At 43.6% G+C, this 18,690-nt stretch carries 13 protein-coding genes and 1 riboswitch; of the genes, 9 read left to right on the top strand and 4 right to left on the bottom strand.

The features are described 5' to 3' along the window. The first annotated feature begins 30 nt into the window (after nucleotides 1–30). Nucleotides 31–696 (top strand): HAD family hydrolase, encoded by a 666-nt coding sequence (locus FN831_RS20585; protein WP_142530081.1) that lies wholly within the window; start codon nucleotides 31–33, stop codon nucleotides 694–696. A 97-nt stretch (nucleotides 697–793) separates the two neighbouring features. Here the strand turns inward: FN831_RS20585 and FN831_RS20580 are convergent, their stop codons facing one another. Beyond that, complete coding sequence (locus FN831_RS20580; protein ID WP_142530080.1) at nucleotides 794–1,039, bottom strand: hypothetical protein; 246 nt, start codon at nucleotides 1,037–1,039, stop codon at nucleotides 794–796. A 109-nt stretch (nucleotides 1,040–1,148) separates the two neighbouring features. Here FN831_RS20580 and FN831_RS20575 point away from each other — a divergent pair, with 109 nt between their 5' ends. Then, on the top strand, nucleotides 1,149–1,664 hold the full coding sequence (locus FN831_RS20575) for a DUF892 family protein (RefSeq protein WP_142530079.1): 516 nt from the start codon (nucleotides 1,149–1,151) through the stop codon (nucleotides 1,662–1,664). Nucleotides 1,665–1,672: 8 nt separating this feature from the next. Here FN831_RS20575 and FN831_RS20570 read toward each other — a convergent pair whose 3' ends face one another. Further along, on the bottom strand, nucleotides 1,673–2,020 hold the full coding sequence (locus tag FN831_RS20570) for a helix-turn-helix domain-containing protein (protein WP_185960560.1): 348 nt from the start codon (nucleotides 2,018–2,020) through the stop codon (nucleotides 1,673–1,675). Nucleotides 2,021–2,562: 542 nt separating this feature from the next. On the opposite strand from FN831_RS20570, the gene FN831_RS20565 reads away from it, so the two are divergent. From FN831_RS20565 to FN831_RS20535, 7 genes are all read left to right on the top strand, one after another. Further along, a complete protein-coding gene (locus tag FN831_RS20565; RefSeq protein WP_142530077.1) occupies nucleotides 2,563–3,273 on the top strand; it encodes a hypothetical protein in 711 nt (236 codons plus the stop codon). Between the two features lie 67 nt (nucleotides 3,274–3,340). Beyond that, a complete protein-coding gene (locus FN831_RS20560; protein WP_246101657.1) occupies nucleotides 3,341–4,315 on the top strand; it encodes a sulfite exporter TauE/SafE family protein in 975 nt (324 codons plus the stop codon). Nucleotides 4,316–4,411: 96 nt separating this feature from the next. Then, complete coding sequence (locus tag FN831_RS20555) at nucleotides 4,412–4,990, top strand: RNA polymerase sigma factor (protein WP_142530076.1); 579 nt, start codon at nucleotides 4,412–4,414, stop codon at nucleotides 4,988–4,990. A gap of 85 nt (nucleotides 4,991–5,075) precedes the next feature. After that, nucleotides 5,076–6,020, top strand: coding sequence for a FecR family protein (locus FN831_RS20550; protein ID WP_185960559.1), 945 nt, complete (start codon nucleotides 5,076–5,078; stop codon nucleotides 6,018–6,020). Nucleotides 6,021–6,127: 107 nt separating this feature from the next. Beyond that, nucleotides 6,128–9,649, top strand: coding sequence for a TonB-dependent receptor (locus FN831_RS20545; RefSeq protein ID WP_246101655.1), 3,522 nt, complete (start codon nucleotides 6,128–6,130; stop codon nucleotides 9,647–9,649). A gap of 16 nt (nucleotides 9,650–9,665) precedes the next feature. Then, entirely contained in the window at nucleotides 9,666–11,159 is a 1,494-nt protein-coding gene (locus tag FN831_RS20540) for a RagB/SusD family nutrient uptake outer membrane protein (RefSeq protein ID WP_142530074.1), read from the top strand. Nucleotides 11,160–11,345: 186 nt separating this feature from the next. Then, a riboswitch (cobalamin riboswitch) is annotated at nucleotides 11,346–11,475 on the top strand. A gap of 177 nt (nucleotides 11,476–11,652) precedes the next feature. Then, nucleotides 11,653–13,911 carry a TonB-dependent receptor gene (locus tag FN831_RS20535; protein WP_142530073.1) on the top strand — a complete coding sequence of 753 codons (2,259 nt, stop codon included), beginning with the start codon at nucleotides 11,653–11,655 and terminating at the stop codon, nucleotides 13,909–13,911. Between the two features lie 4 nt (nucleotides 13,912–13,915). On the opposite strand, the gene FN831_RS20530 is transcribed toward FN831_RS20535, so the two are convergent. Then, nucleotides 13,916–15,832 (bottom strand): ATP-dependent DNA helicase, encoded by a 1,917-nt coding sequence (locus FN831_RS20530; protein WP_142530072.1) that lies wholly within the window; start codon nucleotides 15,830–15,832, stop codon nucleotides 13,916–13,918. 347 nt (nucleotides 15,833–16,179) lie between these two features. After that, nucleotides 16,180–18,663: a TonB-dependent receptor gene (locus FN831_RS20525; RefSeq protein ID WP_246101653.1), complete on the bottom strand. Its 2,484-nt coding sequence runs from the start codon at nucleotides 18,661–18,663 to the stop codon at nucleotides 16,180–16,182. Between the last annotated feature and the right edge of the window lie 27 nt (nucleotides 18,664–18,690).

The following is an 18,690-nucleotide window of genomic DNA, read 5'->3' as shown; positions in this document are numbered from 1 at the left end:
CAGGCCCTCATTTTTTTTTACTTTGTACCGATGACAAAATTTAAAGCACTGCTATTCGATCTTGATGGCACTCTGGTTGACTCAGAACACTTTCATTTCAATACCTGGAATGAGCTTCTGGCCGAATCTGATATTCAGCTGGAATACTCAGACTTCCTTAAAAATTACGCCGGTATTCCCTTGCCTGGTAATGCGGCAAGATTAAAAGAACTGTATCAGATCGAATCGCCGCTTGAACTGCTGATTTCGCGTAAAGAAGATCTAACAGTTGAGCGCTTGAAAACCAGCGTGATTGACCTGATGCCCCATGTTCAGGATACGCTCGATTTTTTTAAAAGCAAAGGTGTCACCATGGCGCTGGTTACAGCGAGTAAAAGGCCTGATGTGGATGAAATGTTTAAAAAGAACGGACTGGATAAATATTTCAGTTTACTGATTACCCGGAGCGATGTGGTTAACAGTAAGCCCGATCCGGAATCTTACAACCTTGCGGTGGAGAAACTGGGCTTGCAGAAATCTGAATGCCTGGTCTTCGAAGATACGCTAAACGGTTTGCGTGCCGCTAAAGCTGCAGGCTTAACCTGTTTCGCTATACAGGCCAATACAGATGACCATACCAAGCTATATGCTGCGGATAAAATTTTCCTTGATTTCCAGATCGTAAAAGAATTCCTGGTGGAGAATGAGCTGATCTAAAAGAAACGGGGATAAGCCTGAAGCCTATCCCCGTCATCTAAATTAACGCTCTCCATATAAAGACGCTGATTTGATCAGTTTATTATACTAGTGCTGATTATTTTTTCAGATTTTCCAGGTATACTGTTAAAATACTTTTTAAATAGAGCTCCGGCTTAGGCATATTGATCACTGTACCAGGCTCTTTATCCTGTGATTGTTTAATGTAGTTTGCTTTAATCTTTCCCCAGTCTTTTGAATATAACTGTATGAAAGTTTCTACAAACTGTTTATCGGTATAATCTTTCGGAAGCTTGCTCAGCACAACTTCTATCTTCTCTTCTTTTTTATGCAATACTGCCATGATGATTCTTTAATCCTGTAAAGTTACACTTATTTGTTTAGCTAAACTTTTATGCAGACCAATTGTTTATATCACATTGATTATTGGATTGTTCATTAAATTTAAGTTTATGGCAGATCAATTGAATGAGGGGGGATTGTTTAAATTCTTCACAGAATGTTTACAGGATTTGTATAACGCTGAGAAGAAATTTGTAAAATGTGCGGCGGCTTTATCAATTGCTGCCTATACCGGGGAGCTCCAGGCTGCTTTGCTCTCTCAGTCGCATGAGTCGGAAACACATCTGGAACGTCTGGAAACGGTATTTAAACTCCTCGGACTAAAACCCGGGGAGGGAAAATGTAAAATCATAGAGATCCTGAGCGATAAATCTGCCGACATTGTAAAAACAGTTGAAACCGGGACTGCTTTACGCGATGCCGCGATAATCTATGCGGTACAGCTTATTGCACATTACAAGATTGCCTGTTACGGAAGCTTGATCTCCCTGCTGGAAGAAATTGAGCAGGACAGCGCCCAGGTGCTGCTTGAAAGGTGTTTGGCAGAAGAAAAACATACAGATGCCAGTCTTGCCCGGCTTGCTATGAATGTGATTAATCCGGCAGCAAAAAAAGAATCCGTCTAACCTCAGGATCAACGCTTCTGCTGCCGCATGCACTCATGGTAAAGTTCGGCCACCTGAAAATACTTTTCTTTCCAGATATCCCTGTCCTGTACCACCTCGTCATAGCTCATCGCCGGCTGAAGGGTGGTATTTGCTTCAGTATCCATTTCCGGAAATAGTTCGGCAAAATCATGGTTAAGCACCTGGCCGTACTTTGAAAGTATCCCAAACGGAAGGTTCCGCCTTTTGATATGATTGTAAAAAGTAGACCGGTCGAAGCCTGCGGCCTCGGTCAATACTTTAATCTTGATCCCTTTTTTACGGACCAGCTCATTTAGATATTCGCCTTTGTGTTTCTTAAAATCCTCGTTTTTCACTATAAACAAGGTAAAAGTTTAATGTTTGAAAATTTTCTACATTTTATTTTTATTAATCTACATAAATGTAGATATTTGTTTTTATTATGTAGAATTGTGATGATTTGTGCATTAAATAACTCTACATTAATTAAGATAACTAACCAAATAGATATGTAATGAATTAACGATTGAATCAAAATTTATAATTTAGCTTTTTCAGATTGAATGATTAAGCTTGACGAACCTCGTAACAGAAATCTGGTAAATTTCAATACCCTGCGAGATAAGTCAGGCAGCTGGACCCTATAAATATAGGGTCGGTTGCTTGCTTATGTTTATTGTAGGGGCATGCTTTGAAAAAAGCATGTAGGTTTACCAGAACCTCTGTTACATTAAACAAGCAAGTGGCCGGCCCTATATTTCTTATCAGCCATCCGCTCGCAAACAGGTATCACACACCAATAAAAACTGGCTGAGCGGTCGGCTCGGAAACTTGGCGATTAATCATCTCTTGCCGGCTGCCAGCCTTTTAGTAATCTTAAATGCGAAGTAGTTGCGCTATGCAAAAAGCCTGCCTTACCAATATACATTTAATTACAGGCCGTCTCTTTACAGTCAGCCCTGCACATTCAGGCACTGAGACCATCGGGAGGCTCTGGGTAAATGGAATTGAAATCCTTCCTGAAATGGGCTTCGGGCTGCGGCCATTCTATGAATGTGCATTTGGCTGGGGAGAGCAGGGGGGAAACAGATTGTTCACCACCGCATTAACGATTTGCTTATCTATCTTTCGTGAAGAAAGGCTTGCCGAAAATTTATTTGTCTGCTTTAAAGAGGAATTTGTAAAGTATTTCCCTGAGGGGGATTTTGAGCTGTCTATCGATCTCAGCGCGTTCCTGTCTAAATATCAGGCAAGATTACAGCCCAATCTGTATAGTTATTTCTGCTTTTCGTCCCTGATGAATTCAAGGGAGATCCTGGTGCTGAAAGATCCGGTTTCCGGCAAGATCACTGCTGATCTGGTGGAGAATTATGCAATGCACAATATGCTGACCAGTGACCAGGGAACACGCAAATTGAATGAACGCAAACAAAGATTATTCTTCAGGTTTTTCAGAAGAGAAAACTATATCGTGCAAGGCCATGATCTCAATGAAGTGATACACAGGGTGGAAGAGATCATGTCTACATTCTACTGGAAATCTTTGGAAAGGGTGCTGAGGATACAATACACAGTGCGCTTCAGGCAACAACCGGGCAATTCACATTAATACACTACTAAATCAGTAGTCTTTAATTAATTCTTTTATATTTGCTCCCAGGATTTACCGGTAAAATATGCAGGATCATAAAGGCGCGGCTCAGGATAAAATTATAAAGGAACAACAGGGACCTGTAATAGGAAATGATGTCCGCAAGGATGAAAAGTACTGGCGAATTGTTGCCGGAAGATGTTTATTTGCGCTCGCATTCATGATTATCGGGCACCTGATTGCTTCATTTTACCCGATGACCAGCCTGATCAATGCTTTCAGTGCGTTTGGGAAAACTTTAGGATTGGAGCAGGCTTTTGGCTGGATGTTGCTTGCCGGCTTTATTGCACAACTGGTAGACGGGGCACTGGGAATGGGATATGGTGTGATCTCAACAACTGTCCTGCTGTCCACCGGATTAAATCCCGCCGCCATCAGCGGCAGCATTCATACTGCCGAAATGTTTTCAAGCGGAGCTTCCGGTTTTAGTCATTACAGGTTTGGCAATATCAATAAGAAACTTTTTAAAACCCTGCTCTTACCGGGTGTCCTTGGCGCAATCATAGGAGCAGTATTGCTGTGTTATCTCGGCGAAGCATATGGAAGCTGGCTCAGGCCTGTCTTATCGGTATACACCTTATTGCTGGGGGCAAGGATCTTATTGAATGCTTTTAAAAAGAAGAATGAATCGCGAAAGGTTAAACATGCCGGCTGGCTTGCCGGAGCGGGCGGTTTTCTTGATTCTTTTGGAGGCGGAGGCTGGGGCCCATTGGTTACCAGTACGCTCATTGCGAAAGGGAAAACCCCGCGGTATATTATCGGAACAGTAAGCCTCACGGAATTTTTTGTGACATTGGGAAGCGCAGTCACATTTTTCATCATTTTAGGCACCAGCCATATTCAAACAATTGCAGGCCTGATCATTGGCGGAGTGCTTGCCGCGCCCATCGCTGCGAAACTTGCCGGCAAACTCAATACAAAAACAATTCTGATCGCTGTGGGTATACTGGTTATTATTTCGAGCGCCGGAACCCTGCTCAAAACGCTGGGAGCAATTTAGCTAATACAATTTAGCAGAAATATTTAAACATTTTTGTAAAGTCTACTAATTATATAGAACTTATTGTATATTTGGCGCAGACAAACAAAATAAGATATGGAAACTGCAACTCGTACAGATCAGGAGCTGCTCGGATTGCTAAGAGAGGATGATAAAGCCGCCTTTGGCGAATTGTATCATAAGTACGCAAACCGCCTGTATTTACAGGCCTTTAAAATGCTGAAGGACGATGTTCAGAGTAAGGACGTTATCCAGGAAGTTTTTCTTCAGCTCTGGAGCAAGCGCGGCACCCAGCAAATCGAATCTTTAAATGCATATCTCTATGCCATTACCAGATTTCAGGTGTTTAAAGTATTGCGCTCAGGCAAAAATCATACGGATATATTTGAGGTTGAACACGAACTTCCTTTATGCAGGAATACTGAATATGCACTGGCAGAAAGGGAAGTCTCCACTGCTTTTTTTTCGGGTCTTTCTGAACTGCCGGAAAAGTGCAGAACAATTTTTACTTTAAGCCGTGTAGAATGCCTCACTAACCGTGAGATCAGCCTGCAGTTATCAATTTCTCCAAAAACAGTGGAAAATCAGATTACCATCGCCATACGTAAACTTCGTACCGGCCTCAGCGATTTTTTACCTGTCTTTTTTATTGTCTTTCTCTGTTGTTGCAAATAGGCTGATTTATTAGCATCACCCTTTGGGGGCAACGTTCTCTTTTCAACACTTACTACTAATGACTAAGCAACAATTTAATAAATTGATGGATAAGCACCTTAATGGATCAGCCAGCCCGGAAGAAGAGCAGGAACTCTTTGATTGGTATGATTCTTTTCAGCAAAAATCCATTGAAGACGGGCAACTTAGCGCTCCGGGAAATGCTGAATTGCTGCAGAAGATTAATGCTCAGATCAGTACCGCATCAAGCCCCATCAAGACCTATTTTTATTGGCCTGGCATTGCTGCAGCCCTGGTATTTATCTTGCTGAGCACATGGCTGATCTTAAAAAAAGAGGCTGCCGGCCCTGCAGCTCAACTGCTGAGCATCGTTACCCAAAAAGATAAAAAGCACCATGTTACACTGCCCGATGGCAGCCTTGTGTGGCTCAATGCAGAAAGTAAACTGGAATATCCTGCCCTGTTCAGCAGCAGCAAAAGGGAACTTTGGCTTAGCGGCGAAGGGTATTTCGAAGTGAAACACGATTCAGGCAGGCCTTTCATCGTGCATACCCATCATATTGATGTTAAAGTATTAGGTACTGTTTTTAACCTGAAAGCCTATCCCAATGATAAAACTGAAGCTTCCCTGCTCAAAGGTTCGGTAGAAGTAACAGTCAATCAGGGGGCAAAAAAGAAAGTTATACTTAAACCTTTCCAAAAACTGATCACAGCCGACAGGAATGGGCCTGATGCAAAACAAGAAATTACAGTTGAGCGCATAGCCCATGAAGAACATCAGGCATTTATTGCAGAAACAGCCTGGACAAAACAGGCCTTCAGTTTCAGAAATGAAAGCCTGCAGTCTATCACCACCAAACTTGAAAAAGTTTACGGTATTAAAATTATCATTCAGAATCCAGCATATAAGGACGAAAGGTTTACAGGCACTTTTGATAATGCCAGCATCAGCACAGTACTAAATGCACTTCAGTTCAGCAATGAATTTGAGTACAGAAAGGAGGGGGAAGAAACGATCATTATCTATTAACCTTCAAAAAAGGGAAATACTATAGTATTTCCCCGATTTCGATCATATAACCGGAGATCAATTGGCGTTGCATCCGGAATAATAATTCACTTAATCATGTTAAATTTATGAAAATAACCGGAAAGTCCGGTAAGGACCACTATGGCCTGACGCTGTCAAAAACTTTTCTTTTGCTCAGGCTTACCACAATATTTACACTTACTTCATTGGTCCAGGTTTCGGCAAACGTTACCGCTCAGGTGAACAGGATCAGCATTGCACTAAAGAATGCCAGTCCTGATATCGTGCTGAGAGCTATTGAGAAAAAATCAGACTATAAATTTGTTTATAGTAATAACCTCTTTCCTACAGCCCAAAAGATTAATATCAATGTTACAGATGCTTCATTGGAAGAAGTGCTGAATACTATTCTGGCACCCCACAGTTTTACTTTCAGGGTGATGGAAGGAAACCTGGTAGCCATCTCCAAAACAAGTGCAAGCAGCGCAGTAACCATTCAGGGAACGGTAACCGATGAGAAAAACCTTCCGCTGCCGGGCGTAAGTATCCGTGTTAAAGGTGCCAAACAGGTAGTTTCTACCAACAGTAACGGGGAGTTCCAGATCGTTTCTGCCGAGGATCAGCCAACATTGGTATTTACTTATATTGGTTACAAAACTAAAGAAGTAGTATACAGCGGGCAGCCCCTGGCGGTTAAGCTGGCACCGGATCAGAGCGATCTCAATGAGGTGGTGGTAGTGGGCTATGGTACGCAGAAGAAAGGGAATGTATTAGGATCAGTTGCCTCTTTCGACGCTAAAAATGTTGAAGAAAAACCAATAGCAAGAGTAGAACAGGCACTGATCGGCCAGATGGCAGGTGTGCAGGTAAGACAGCAAAGTGGAATGCCGGGTGCCGGATTGAGTATCCAGGTGCGCGGAACAGGTTCCATCACGGCAGGAAATGAACCGCTGTACGTGCTGGATGGATTTCCGCTGGATGTCGCCAGTCAGTCCTCATCCGGAGGCATCACCAACAGTCCGCTGGACAACCTGAACCCTAATGATATTGAAAGTGTACAGGTCTTAAAAGATGCCGCTGCCGGTGCAATCTATGGATCACGCGCGGCAAATGGTGTGGTGATCATCACCACCAAACGAGGCGTTGCCGGAAAAGCCAAAATCAGCTTCAACGCCAATACCGGTGTGGCAGAAGTTTCCAGGAAACTGGATTTGTTAAGTGCAGACGAATGGGTGGCCCAGGCAACAGAACTGGCAAATTCTGCATGGGTAGCCTCGGGTACCGGCAGAACTGCCACGCAAACCAATGCAGAGCGGGCAGCAATCCTGGGTACTCCCGGAATAATCAATACAACCTATATGACAGATCCGAGATGGGCCATAGCAGGTCACCCCGGACTGGATTATGTAGACTGGCAGGATGAGGTTTACCGCGCTGCAGTATATCAGAACTACGAAATGTCTGCCAGTGGGGGTTCAGAAAATGTACATTACTTTATCTCCGGTAATTACCTCAACCAAAATGGAACGCTGATCAATTCCAACTTTAAAAACTATGGGATACGTGCAAACATCGAGGCCAATGCCACTAAAAAGCTGAAATTCGGTATAAATCTTGCGCCTTCGTATTCAATTAATAATGCTCCCCCGGCAGAAGGTAAGGATAACCAGCTGATGAAACTCGCCCAGATGGTACCAATTGTAGAAAGTTCTACAGGGATCAATTCAGGTGCGTACGGTACCAGCACTTATACCTGGGCCAGTCCGAAACTGATCAGCCCATATGCTTACCTGGAGACGGCAATCAACACGGTAAAAACATCAAGGCTGCTTACTTCTGTTTATGCAGATTATCAGATTTTGAAAGGATTATCAGTTAAATCAACGGTCAACTATGATAATGTAGACAGGAACACCAAACAATATACTTCAGACCAGGCTACCGTAGGTGCTGCTGCGGCTTTAGCCACCAATCCCGGCCTGTACTCTACAGGAGCGTACCTTGTACAGAAAAAACAGAATTTCTTAAACGAGAATACTGTAAACTATACCACAACCATTGCAAATGATCATACGATCTCTGCAGTAGCCGGTGTATCATACAACATCGTTCACACAGAAGGCGTGAGTCTGGCAACGGCCGGAGGCTTTGCCAACGACCTGGTTACTACCTTAAACAATGCGATAGCCAATGCCGCAGGGGTTACCACTACAGGTACATCATCAGAAACCAACAATACCCTGTTTTCGTATTACAGCAGGTTACAATATGCCTTCAAAGACAAATACCTGTTGTCGGGTACGATCAGAAGAGACGCCTCTTCCAAATTTGGTTCAGACAATCGTTGGGGTACTTTCCCTTCGGTTTCTGCAGGATGGAAAGTGTCGGAAGAGTCCTTCCTGAAAAACATCAGACAGATCAGTGATTTAAAGCTCAGATTAAGCTGGGGTAAATCCGGTAACAACAACATCGGCGATTATGCCTCCATTCCTACTTTAACCAGTACAGGCTATGTGTTTGGCGGAAATACGCCAACGAGCGCTACAGGACAGGTAGTCTCTGGTTTAGCGAACAAAGGATTGAAATGGGAAACCTCAAGTACCTATGACGCAGGCCTAGACTTGGGCTTGTTCGGAAACCGTGTCAATTTTACCTTTGATGCGTACCATAAAAAGAACACAGACCTGTTGTTAAACCTTCCTGTGCTTACCGCGAGTGGATTTAGTACCAGTCTTCAGAATATAGGTGCTGTAGTGAATAAAGGACTGGAATTCAGCTTAAATACGGTCAACGTAAGGACCCCGGATTTCCAGTGGTCGATGAATGCCAATATCGCTTTTAATAAAAATACCGTTACTGATCTTGGCCCTACACATGCTGATATCGAAATTGCTTCGGCATATAGCGGCAGTAATGCGCCATACCTGCTGAGAGAAGGTTTGCCTGCATTCAGTTACTATGTAACCAAAGTTACAGGGATCCTGACAGCAGCAGACATTGCAGATGCGAAAGTAGCCAAGGTGAGTGGCCAAACGGTGGGTGATGAAAAATATTACGATGCCAATGGCGATGGAAAAATCACTGCGGCCGACAGGGTCATCGGTGGCCAGCCTACTCCCAAATACACCTGGGGATGGACAAACACTTTTAAATACAAGGACTTTGACCTGGGCGTACAATTGTATGGACAGCATGGTGGTTCAATCCTGTCGTACTTAGGCCGCGCAGTAGATGTTTCGGGAAGTACCACTGCAAATATCCTGGGGGTTTACAGGGACCGCTGGACTACAGCTAATCCTGATGCAGATGCTGCCAGAGGTAAGCTAGGTGCTGCATATACCTATCCCAATGTAACGTCAGACTGGATTTACTCTACCGATTTCTTCCGTGTACAGAATATTACACTGGGTTATAACCTTAAAAAGTTATTTAAAACGCCATCTATAGGCTCTGCCAGGATTTACATCTCACTGGAAAACTATTTCTCACATGATAAATATACCGGTGGGGCAAACCCAGAAGCACAGAATACCAATGTGAGCGGGAATACCAGTTATGCCGTTGCCGGAGATTATGGCTCTATGCCATTGAGTAAAACAGCCTCCATCGGTGTAAACTTTGGCTTCTAATATTAAAAACAAGAACATGAAAACGAAAATATACTTACTCTTACTTCCACTGCTCATCCTTTTGGGCAGCTGCGAAAAACAACTGGATCAAACTCCGGTATCAAGTGTAACTACTGAAAATTTCTATACCAACAATAACGATTTTCTGCAGGCCGTAAATGGTGCCTATTCACAGCTCAGCGCTTATCCGAGCCAGGCTTTATGGCTGGGGGAGATGAGAAGCGATAACATCAATGCTACCTCTGATGGTAACAGGGACTGGGACGGGATCAATAACTTTTCACCTAACATTACCACAGTTGGTTTCATCACCAATGCCTGGAAGAATAATTTCAACGGAATATTCAATGTAAACAGTGTGCTGCAGGCCCTTGAAACCAAGGGCAGTGTCATCGGCAGTGCCGCACTGGTAACGCGCTATACCGCAGAATGCAGGTTCCTGCGCGCTTTCTATTATTTCCAGCTGGTACGTTTCTATGGAAAAGTGCCTTTGATCTCTACGCCGAAAACAGCAACTGAGGTAAATACTATTCCGAGAAGTCCCGTTGCCGATATATATGCGCTGATAGAGTCTGATCTTACTTACGCTGCGGCAAACCTGCCCGCCAGTTTTACCGGTACTGATCTCGGACGGGCAACATCCTATGCAGCAAAAGGTATTCTTGGCTTAGTATACCTGACTAAATCCGGACCAACCTATGGTGTTGAGGGTCCGGGATTAAACAGTAATGAGTACAGTAAAGCATCGGCGCTGTTTGATGAGATCATCACAGGTAGTCCTTACAGCTTTGGCAGCAGCTACAGCTCAATCTTCTCCTATACCAATGAGAACAACAGCGAGGTAGTATTTGATGTTCAGTTTGCAAGTAGTCTGAATGGCGCAAGTTTTCCGTCGCACCTTGTACCTGTAGCGTACTGGGTGAGCTTGGGAATCTCTAATACATTTGGTAACGGCTATGGTACAAGTACTTTTCCGGTAACTACGAGCCTGAAGAATTCGTATACGACCAACACCGTGAGTGGTACTGATCTGCGTTATCCGTTTAACGTGGCAACAACTTACACGGCCAGCCCCTTTATTAAAAAATATATTGATGTTACTAAAAAGGGAACTGCAGGTACAGACTGGCCGATCAACTTTATTGTGCTGCGGTATACTGATGTGCTGATGATGAAAGCGGAATGTATCCTTCACGGGGCAGCAGGTTCGCAGGCGGATGTGGATGCTATCGTGAACAAAGTACGCACAAGGGCAGGTGTGGGTTCTTTATCAAATGTTACGCTGGCTACACTGATGGCGGAGCGTCAGCGCGAGTTCCTTGGTGAAGGGCTTCGCTGGAACGACCTGGTTAGAGAAGGGTTGGCTGTTACGCAAATGAATACATGGCGTACAGCTGATGCAATCACCAAAATCAATGAGATTGTTCCTAATTATGTGATCTATCCGGTGCCGGCTGCAGAATTGCAGACTACGGCAGGATTGTATATCCAGAATCCGGGTTATCAATAGGAATTTCGTGGAATACCTTATTCAAGCCGTATCAGTTTTCCTGGTACGGTTTTTTTGTTTGCAGGAAAGTGTAGTCAAGCGAAGAGACTGACCAGGAAATAGAAATCTCTCTAAGTATCATATTTTATTGTACATTCGCGGCATATTGTTCAGGCTGATGCTTGAACATGATGAGTTCTTCACTAAAATTATTCAACCAGTAGGGGTATACATAGCTGTATACCAAAGGGAACCATGTGTAAATCATGGGCTGTCGCGCAACTGTAAGTAACTGTAAAGTTATAAGTCAGATACCTGCCCTTACTGAATTGACAATGCTTTCGCGGTTTGAAGCTTGGGTCAGGTTATATTAAGAACGCAATCCAGCCGGATACCTGCGTCCTGTACATCATACCCGTTTTTCCTGTGTTTGCATCTGGTTTTAGCGGAGCGCTGATCAAAATGATTGCGCTGCATTTGAAATGCAGCTTTAAAAACAAACCGCGAAGAATACATGAACAAACTGTTACCATTTTTATTTCTGATCTTACCTTTCAGCCCGCTGCTTGCACAACAAAAAGATTTCTCCGGTAAAGTGACAGATAGTGCGTCGCATCTGCCAGTTAATGGGGTTACCGTGCTGCTGTTTCCCTCAAACCGCACAGACATTACAGATGAAAACGGGAAGTTTCAGTTTAAAAATATTCCTGGTGTTGTGAAGTCGGTCGTCATCACAGGAGTAGGTTATCAAAAGCTGGTAACCACTAATTTCATGAACGGACAGTTATTTAGCCTCGTTCCGAAGCAAACCCAGCTTTCTGACGTAATCATTACTGCAAATTCTACCAATCCTTATAAAATGATCAGTGAATCAGATATTAAAATGAGGAATATCTCCAACTCGCAGGAAGTACTGCGCATTGTGCCAGGCTTATTCATCGGTCAGCACCAGGGTGGAGGAAAGGCAGAGCAGATTTTTTTGCGGGGCTTTGACAACGATCATGGTACCGACATCAGTTTAAATGTTGACGGTATGCCTGTTAATATGGTCTCACATGCACATGGGCAGGGGTATGCCGACAGCCATTTTATTATTCCCGAAACTATCGCCGGTACTACCTATAAAAAAGGCCCTTACGATGCAGAAAAAGCAGATTTCGCTACCACAGGCTTTGTCGACTTCCATACCGCAAATGCTATCAGTAACAATGTGCTGAAAGTTGAGGGCGGTCAGTTTAATACCTATCGCATCTTGGGAATGATGGACCTGCTGAGTGAAAAGGCAAAGACCAGTGGCCAGTCCTGGTATGCTGCTTCTGAGTACCGTTACAGTGACAGTTATTTTGTAAATCCGCAGCATTTCAACCGTTTCAATTTCTTTACGAAATATCACGGGGCTTTATCTGAAAGAACCTGGTTAACTGTTTCAGCATCCACGATGTACAGCAAATGGGATGCATCAGGACAAATCCCTGAAAGTGCCGTTGATGCCGGAGTGGTACCCTATTACGGGGCGCTGGATCCCAATGAAGGCGGCGTAACATCGCGCAGCAATGTAAATGCACAGTTGTTAACTACACTGGCCAATCATGATATCATTAAGAATCAGCTGTATTATTCAAAGTACAAGTTCGACCTGCATACAAACTTTACGTTTTTCCTCGTAGATAGTTTAAACGGAGATGAAATCAGGCAGCGTGAAGCACGCAATTTATATGGCTACAAAGGCAGTTACCAGCATGAAAGTTACCTCGGAAGTATCAAAGTAAGTACCGACTTTGGACTCAACGCCCGACTGGACGAAACAACCGATTCAGAACTTTCACATACGATCAACCGTTATACCCTGATCAACCCTGTTAAACTGGGCGATATCAAAGAGCTGAGCGCTGGCGCCTATATCAGTGAAACTTTCAGGTTTACAGAAAAATTTACTGTCAATGCGGGGCTGAGGTTTGATCAGTTTTATTATCAGTATAACAACAAACTTGCTTCAGACATTACGCTGAATGGAGCAGGGCTCTATAAAGCAAACAATAATACAGTAAGCCCCAAGGTTAATTTTTATTACCAGGCATCTGATAAAAGCCAGTTTTATCTGTCACTGGGCAAAGGCTTCCATTCCAACGATGCCCGTGTGGTTGTAGCAGAGACAGGCTACAAAAAGCTGCCTGCATTATATGGTGCGGATCTGGGAACAGTATTCAAACCTGTAAAAAACCTGATCGTAAATGCTGCGGTATGGTATAGTTATCTGGAAAAAGAGTACGTGTATTCCGGCGATGGCGGTACGGTAGATTTCAGCGGGCGTACCCGCCGTGTGGGCTTTGATTTATCTACGCGTTATCAGCCGGCCAGTACTTTATATTTTGATGTAGATCTTAACTATGCACATGGCAGATCAATGGATGATCCCAAAGGAGAAAACTATATTCCACTGGCACCGGTATGGAGCAGTACGGGCGGACTAACGTATATTCTGAAAAAGGGCTTTAACGGCAGCCTGCGTTACCGTTACCTGGCACACCGACCGGCAAATGAAGATAACAGCCTGGTGGCAAAAGGATATTTTATCAACGATCTGGTGCTGAACTATACCAAAGCGAGATATGAAATTGGATTAACGGTAAGCAACCTTTTTAACGTGAAATGGAAAGAAACGCAGTTTGAGACTGTAACGCGGTTAAAAGGACAGGCCGCTGTTGATGGCATTGCATTTACCCCCGGAACTAAATTCGCTTCACTGTTTCATGTGAGCTACTTCTTTAAGTAAGCTCTTAAAACAACTGAAGATTATTTGCCGCCTGCTGACCTCCTCTGGATGAATCCGGTTTGATCAGTAATTGTGATTTATGTTTACTGATCCAGGCAGTATAATCTTCAGGCTTAACCGGCATTTTCAGCAAACCCGAAGCTACCTGCAAAAGGTTGATCCTGTTTTCGATAATTTGCCTGTACTTCTGAAAGGAATGCTGGATCTGCTGTTCCGACTTGTTTTTTGGTTTGATCCGGATATTCTTATTGACATGCGTGAGCAGTAAGGAATTGATTTCTTTGCTGAAATAAGTCACGGCAGATTCAATCCTGGTTTGCAAGGCTTCCTGGTCTGCAAAGCCACTTTCCCTGTGCAAATTCTTTACCTGATTCTGGAAACGTTCCGACAGGCCCATCAGATCTGTTACTGATTTTTTAAGCTGTGCCAGTAAAGTCCTGAATTCGGGAAGATTGGTTTTTACAATTTCGGCATTCGAAAGGATAGCCTCCAGCCCGATCAGCATCTGGTTGAAGGTAAAATGGTGCAGCACCAGCTGCAGAATAAACTTTTCCTGCTCAATCACCATAATCCCATTCATATCTTCCTCAGTTGCAGGGTTCATATAAGCGATTACTTCCGGATTAGACCTTAAGCTTTCAGTATTGATTTTGGAGCGGAGGATCAGTCCGTTAAGTGTTCTTACACGACTCAAGGCCACATAGACCTGACCGGCAACAAAGGATTTTCCTGCGTCAATAATAGCGCTGTCGAATGTTAAACCCTGGCTTTTATGTATGGTCACCGCCCAGGCCAGTTTAATAGGGTACTGAGAGAACTCTCCCACCTGTTGCTGTACAATGGTTTGTTCCGGGTCAGTTTTGTACTCAAAAGACTGCCAGGAGGTCCGTTCCAGCATCAGATCTTCATCATCAGGAAAGGAGATACAGATCTCGCCATCCCGGATGGATTTTACCTTACCGATCTTTCCGTTATAGAATTTCCGGTCATCGCCTGTGTCGTTCTTGATGAACATGACCTGCGCACCTTCTTTAAGTTTCAGGACCTGCTCAGCCTGCAGTCCCGCTTCCCTGAATTCACCGCTCAGTTCACCATTAAAGGTATATTCTTCTCCCGGGAGGGCATCCAGTTTTTCTTTGTTGATCGCTGTTGCTTCCGCATTGTGCGAAGTGATAATAATGGGGTTTAATTCTTCAGAAGCTGTAAACTGAGGATCAAAACGCTGATTTAACAACCTGAGCGTGCTTTCATCGATCTGGTTATTCCTGATTGAATTCAGGATATTGATAAATTCCGGTTCAGTCTGGCGGAATACGGTAGTGAGCTCAACCTGCAAAAGGGGATGCCTGCTGATGACATGGCTGTCAAAGAAATAAGGCGAACGATAAGCCGTTTTCAGGAATGACCATTCTTCTCTTCTGATCACCGGGGGCAACTGATACAGATCCCCGATTAATAAGAGCTGGACACCCCCGAAAGGAGCATTGTTCTTCCTTACAAAACGCAATATTGAATCGATCACATCCATCAGGTCACAGCGTACCATCGATACTTCATCAATGACCAGCAGCTCAAGTTCCAGAAAAAGGTTCATCTTTTCCCTGTTATAGCTAGAATCTGAAACCAGTGACTGAATGGACATAAAGCCTGCCTGCAGATTTTGCAGACTAATATCGCCGGGAAAGAAAGAGCCCGTCGGCAGCTGGAAAAATGAGTTGATCGTAGTGCCTTTGGCGTTCATCGCTGCTACTCCGGTAGGAGCCACGATTACCATTTTTTTTGAACTTGTCTCTTTTATCTTCTTTAAAAGCGTGGTTTTTCCAGTTCCTGCCTTTCCTGTAAGAAAAATATTTTGATTGGTATAGTCAATAAAATTTAGTATTTTGTCAAATATAGAAGTGGCAGTAGTCGCAGTACTCATACTGCAAATTTAAGGAATTTGACCTTCATATTCCTGAAACATTGCTTTTATTCCAATGCCTTTTGGCCCATCATCATATGTTCGGGACTGATTTGGGTAGTGTACTTGGCATGTCAACCCTTGGTATAGTTTTCCTTTAGTTTCCATTAGGTATTAACAGGCTGTTAACAGGCTGTTGACAGGGGGTTGACAGGCTCAAATGCCTTTTTTTGCCTGTCAACCCCCTGCCGATGTCTTGCAAACTGCCCTTGTATATTGAGCAAAAACACTACGAGTACTAAACATAAACACTGAATGTACCGCAGACATCCAGAGCAAAGCCCGAACGAAGCCATATGCGTTGTCTACTAGAACATATATCCAATACTGGTCATGTAGTTCCTTGGAGTACCGGGGAATAACCTGTTAAAATCATATCCTCCAATCCAGTGTGTTTTGTCAAAGATATTATTAAAGTTAACGGCCATCTTGAATTTTTTAACGGTATAAGATAATGCAGCATTCACCAAGGTATAACCCGGCAGCTGCAAGGCCTGGTTCAGGGTATTGCGTTTGGTTACGTAGTTACTGCCAAGGGCGATACCCAAACCTTTAGCTTCTCCGCCTGTAAATACATACTTGGCCCAAATGTTTCCCTGGGAGCGTGGAGCGTTTGGCACTAATGTCCCAATCTCTGAAGTAATGTCGCTCTCTGTAATAACTGCTTTATTGTAAGAAAAGTTTGCGATGATACTTAAGTTTGGATTTACTGAACCGTAGATGTCTGTTTCAACTCCTGTAGAGCGCTGTTCACCAACCTGACGCAACAGATCGGGATTTTCGCCATTATTGGCATTGATCAAAATATTTTTTTCTTCAATGCGGTATGCCGCAATATTGATCGCCAGTCGTTTTTCAAACAATTCCATTTTTACGCCACCTTCAATCATCTTTCCCTGCAAAGGATCAAATGGTCCGCCATAAACTGCAACGTTGCCTACTGTTGAAGCCCCCTGAGGCTGATAGCTTTCCGTATACGTTCCATAAATGCTCAGTGGCGCTATAGGAGTATAAACTAAACCAACCCTTGGCAACAGGGCCGACTGATCTACTTTTTGTTCATCACTCTCTCCTGCGTTGATCAGATCAACATAATACTCCTTGCGCAGGGCCAGTAAAACCTGGAAGTTCTTCCATTTCATCTGATCCTGTACATATACACCGTTAACATAATATTTGCTCGGCGTATTTTCATTGGCTTCTGATTTGCTGAAATATTCACTGATTTCGGAGAAGGAATAATCAGGATTGGTCAGATCGAAATGCGGTACGTTAGGAACGGGCCTGTTATTTACGATCAGGTACCTGTCGCGGTTTGCCGGATTATAGCTGTTGATTGTACCGTCATTTGCCGCATTACGGTACCCTCTGGCATTAAAAGCCGAATTATTATCCTTTGGAAATACACTTTGAATATAATCATATCCCAGCAGTACTTTATGTGTAACAGCGCCCGTTTTTAAATCATAAGCCCCATAGAGCGTCAGGTTATCCGTATTATTTTGTGTGTTACGGCGGGTAGTGCGCATTTCCATTAAAGTTGGTATAGAAACACCATCAGCATCTACAGCATAATTGTTGGATGTTCTGTGCTCCAGTAAATCTTCCTTATACATAAACTTCATGTATGAAGCATTCAGGCTAAGCTTATCCGAAATTTTTCGCTGTACAGAGATCGTGGAGAATAAATTTGTCTGTTTCAGGAAATCATTGTCTTTTCCGATAGCAAAAGAAATGGGAGTGCTGTATAGTAATTCTGCTCCTGATCCTGCAGCAGCACCAAAGATCGGTTGGCCGCGATCCAGCCTGCCGTTGGTTCTGGAATAAACGAGCTCAAAATTCACCTTGGTTTTATCGTCTGGTATAAACGAGAATGATGGTGCGATCACAATATCTTCACTGCCCTGTAACACACGGAATGAACCTGCATTCTGGTAGGCCACGTTTAACCGGTACAGGAATGTTTTAGCACTGTCTATGGGGCCGGTGAAGTCGGTCGCGATCCTTGTCGTATTGTAACTTCCTGTAGAAAGCATCACCGATTTTCTGTCTTCATTCAGCGGTTTTTTAGTAATGATATTTACAGTACCGCCCGGATCGGTATTGGCAAATAATGCTGATGCCGGTCCCTTGATCACTTCCATCTTTTCTACATAAGGCAGGAGCGAAGAACTCCATCCGCTTGAGATTGTTCTCAGTCCATTTATCAATGAATTCGATGCCCGGAATCCTCTGATTACGATGTCGTTGTCATAGGTGGAGAATGCATTTACTCCGCTCATGTTTTTGATCAGGTCAATCGTTCTGAAGGCCTGCTGGTCTTCGATTACCTCCTTAGTTACATAACTGATGGCTTGTGGGATATCCCTCAGTGCAGTTTCGGTTTTTGATCCTGAAAAGGTACCGGCTGCTCTGTAAGATCTCTCTTTTCTCCCTGTAATCTCTACGTTTTGAAGCTGACCGCTATCTTCAGTCAGCTCTGCATTAAAGTTGTGTAAACTCCCGCCTGTCAGATCGGCTTTCTTTACCAGAAACTGATAACCGATAAAACTAAACCTGACTGCGTATTTTCCTGGTTTTAATTTTAATATATAATGTCCGTTTGCATCTGTTGAGGTACTGATCTTCAGATCGTCTACCTTTACGGATACATTTGGGATTGGTTTTCCCTGTTCGTCTTCAATTCTGCCTTCAATGACAAAATCCTCTGTCACCTGTGCCTGTGCGTTTTCACTCAACATTCCAAAGATAATCCCTGCAATGGTGAGGAGCTTCATAAATACGGTTCTCATTCTCATCGTTATTCTTAATCAGTCTAA

Origin of the sequence: Pedobacter westerhofensis, assembly GCF_900182595.1 — a bacterium.
GTDB lineage: Bacteria > Bacteroidota > Bacteroidia > Sphingobacteriales > Sphingobacteriaceae > Pedobacter > Pedobacter westerhofensis.
The sequence above is the reverse complement of the archived record's forward strand: the minus strand, read 5'-3'. Positions and strand labels throughout refer to the sequence as shown.

Bases quoted from the DNA above. Each gene is read 5' to 3' on its own strand.
- FN831_RS20575 (WP_142530079.1), top strand. From the start codon at position 1,149: ATGGCAGATCAATTGAATGAGGGGGGATTGTTTAAATTCTTCACAGAA.
- FN831_RS20525 (WP_246101653.1), bottom strand. From the start codon at position 18,663: ATGAGAACCGTATTTATGAAGCTCCTCACCATTGCAGGGATTATCTTT.
- FN831_RS20550 (WP_185960559.1), top strand. From the start codon at position 5,076: ATGGATAAGCACCTTAATGGATCAGCCAGCCCGGAAGAAGAGCAGGAA.
- FN831_RS20565 (WP_142530077.1), top strand. From the start codon at position 2,563: ATGCAAAAAGCCTGCCTTACCAATATACATTTAATTACAGGCCGTCTC.
- FN831_RS20540 (WP_142530074.1), top strand. From the start codon at position 9,666: ATGAAAACGAAAATATACTTACTCTTACTTCCACTGCTCATCCTTTTG.
- FN831_RS20580 (WP_142530080.1), bottom strand. From the start codon at position 1,039: ATGGCAGTATTGCATAAAAAAGAAGAGAAGATAGAAGTTGTGCTGAGC.
- FN831_RS20545 (WP_246101655.1), top strand. From the start codon at position 6,128: ATGAAAATAACCGGAAAGTCCGGTAAGGACCACTATGGCCTGACGCTG.
- FN831_RS20555 (WP_142530076.1), top strand. From the start codon at position 4,412: ATGGAAACTGCAACTCGTACAGATCAGGAGCTGCTCGGATTGCTAAGA.
- FN831_RS20530 (WP_142530072.1), bottom strand. From the start codon at position 15,832: ATGAGTACTGCGACTACTGCCACTTCTATATTTGACAAAATACTAAAT.
- FN831_RS20560 (WP_246101657.1), top strand. From the start codon at position 3,341: ATGCAGGATCATAAAGGCGCGGCTCAGGATAAAATTATAAAGGAACAA.
- FN831_RS20585 (WP_142530081.1), top strand. From the start codon at position 31: ATGACAAAATTTAAAGCACTGCTATTCGATCTTGATGGCACTCTGGTT.
- FN831_RS20535 (WP_142530073.1), top strand. From the start codon at position 11,653: ATGAACAAACTGTTACCATTTTTATTTCTGATCTTACCTTTCAGCCCG.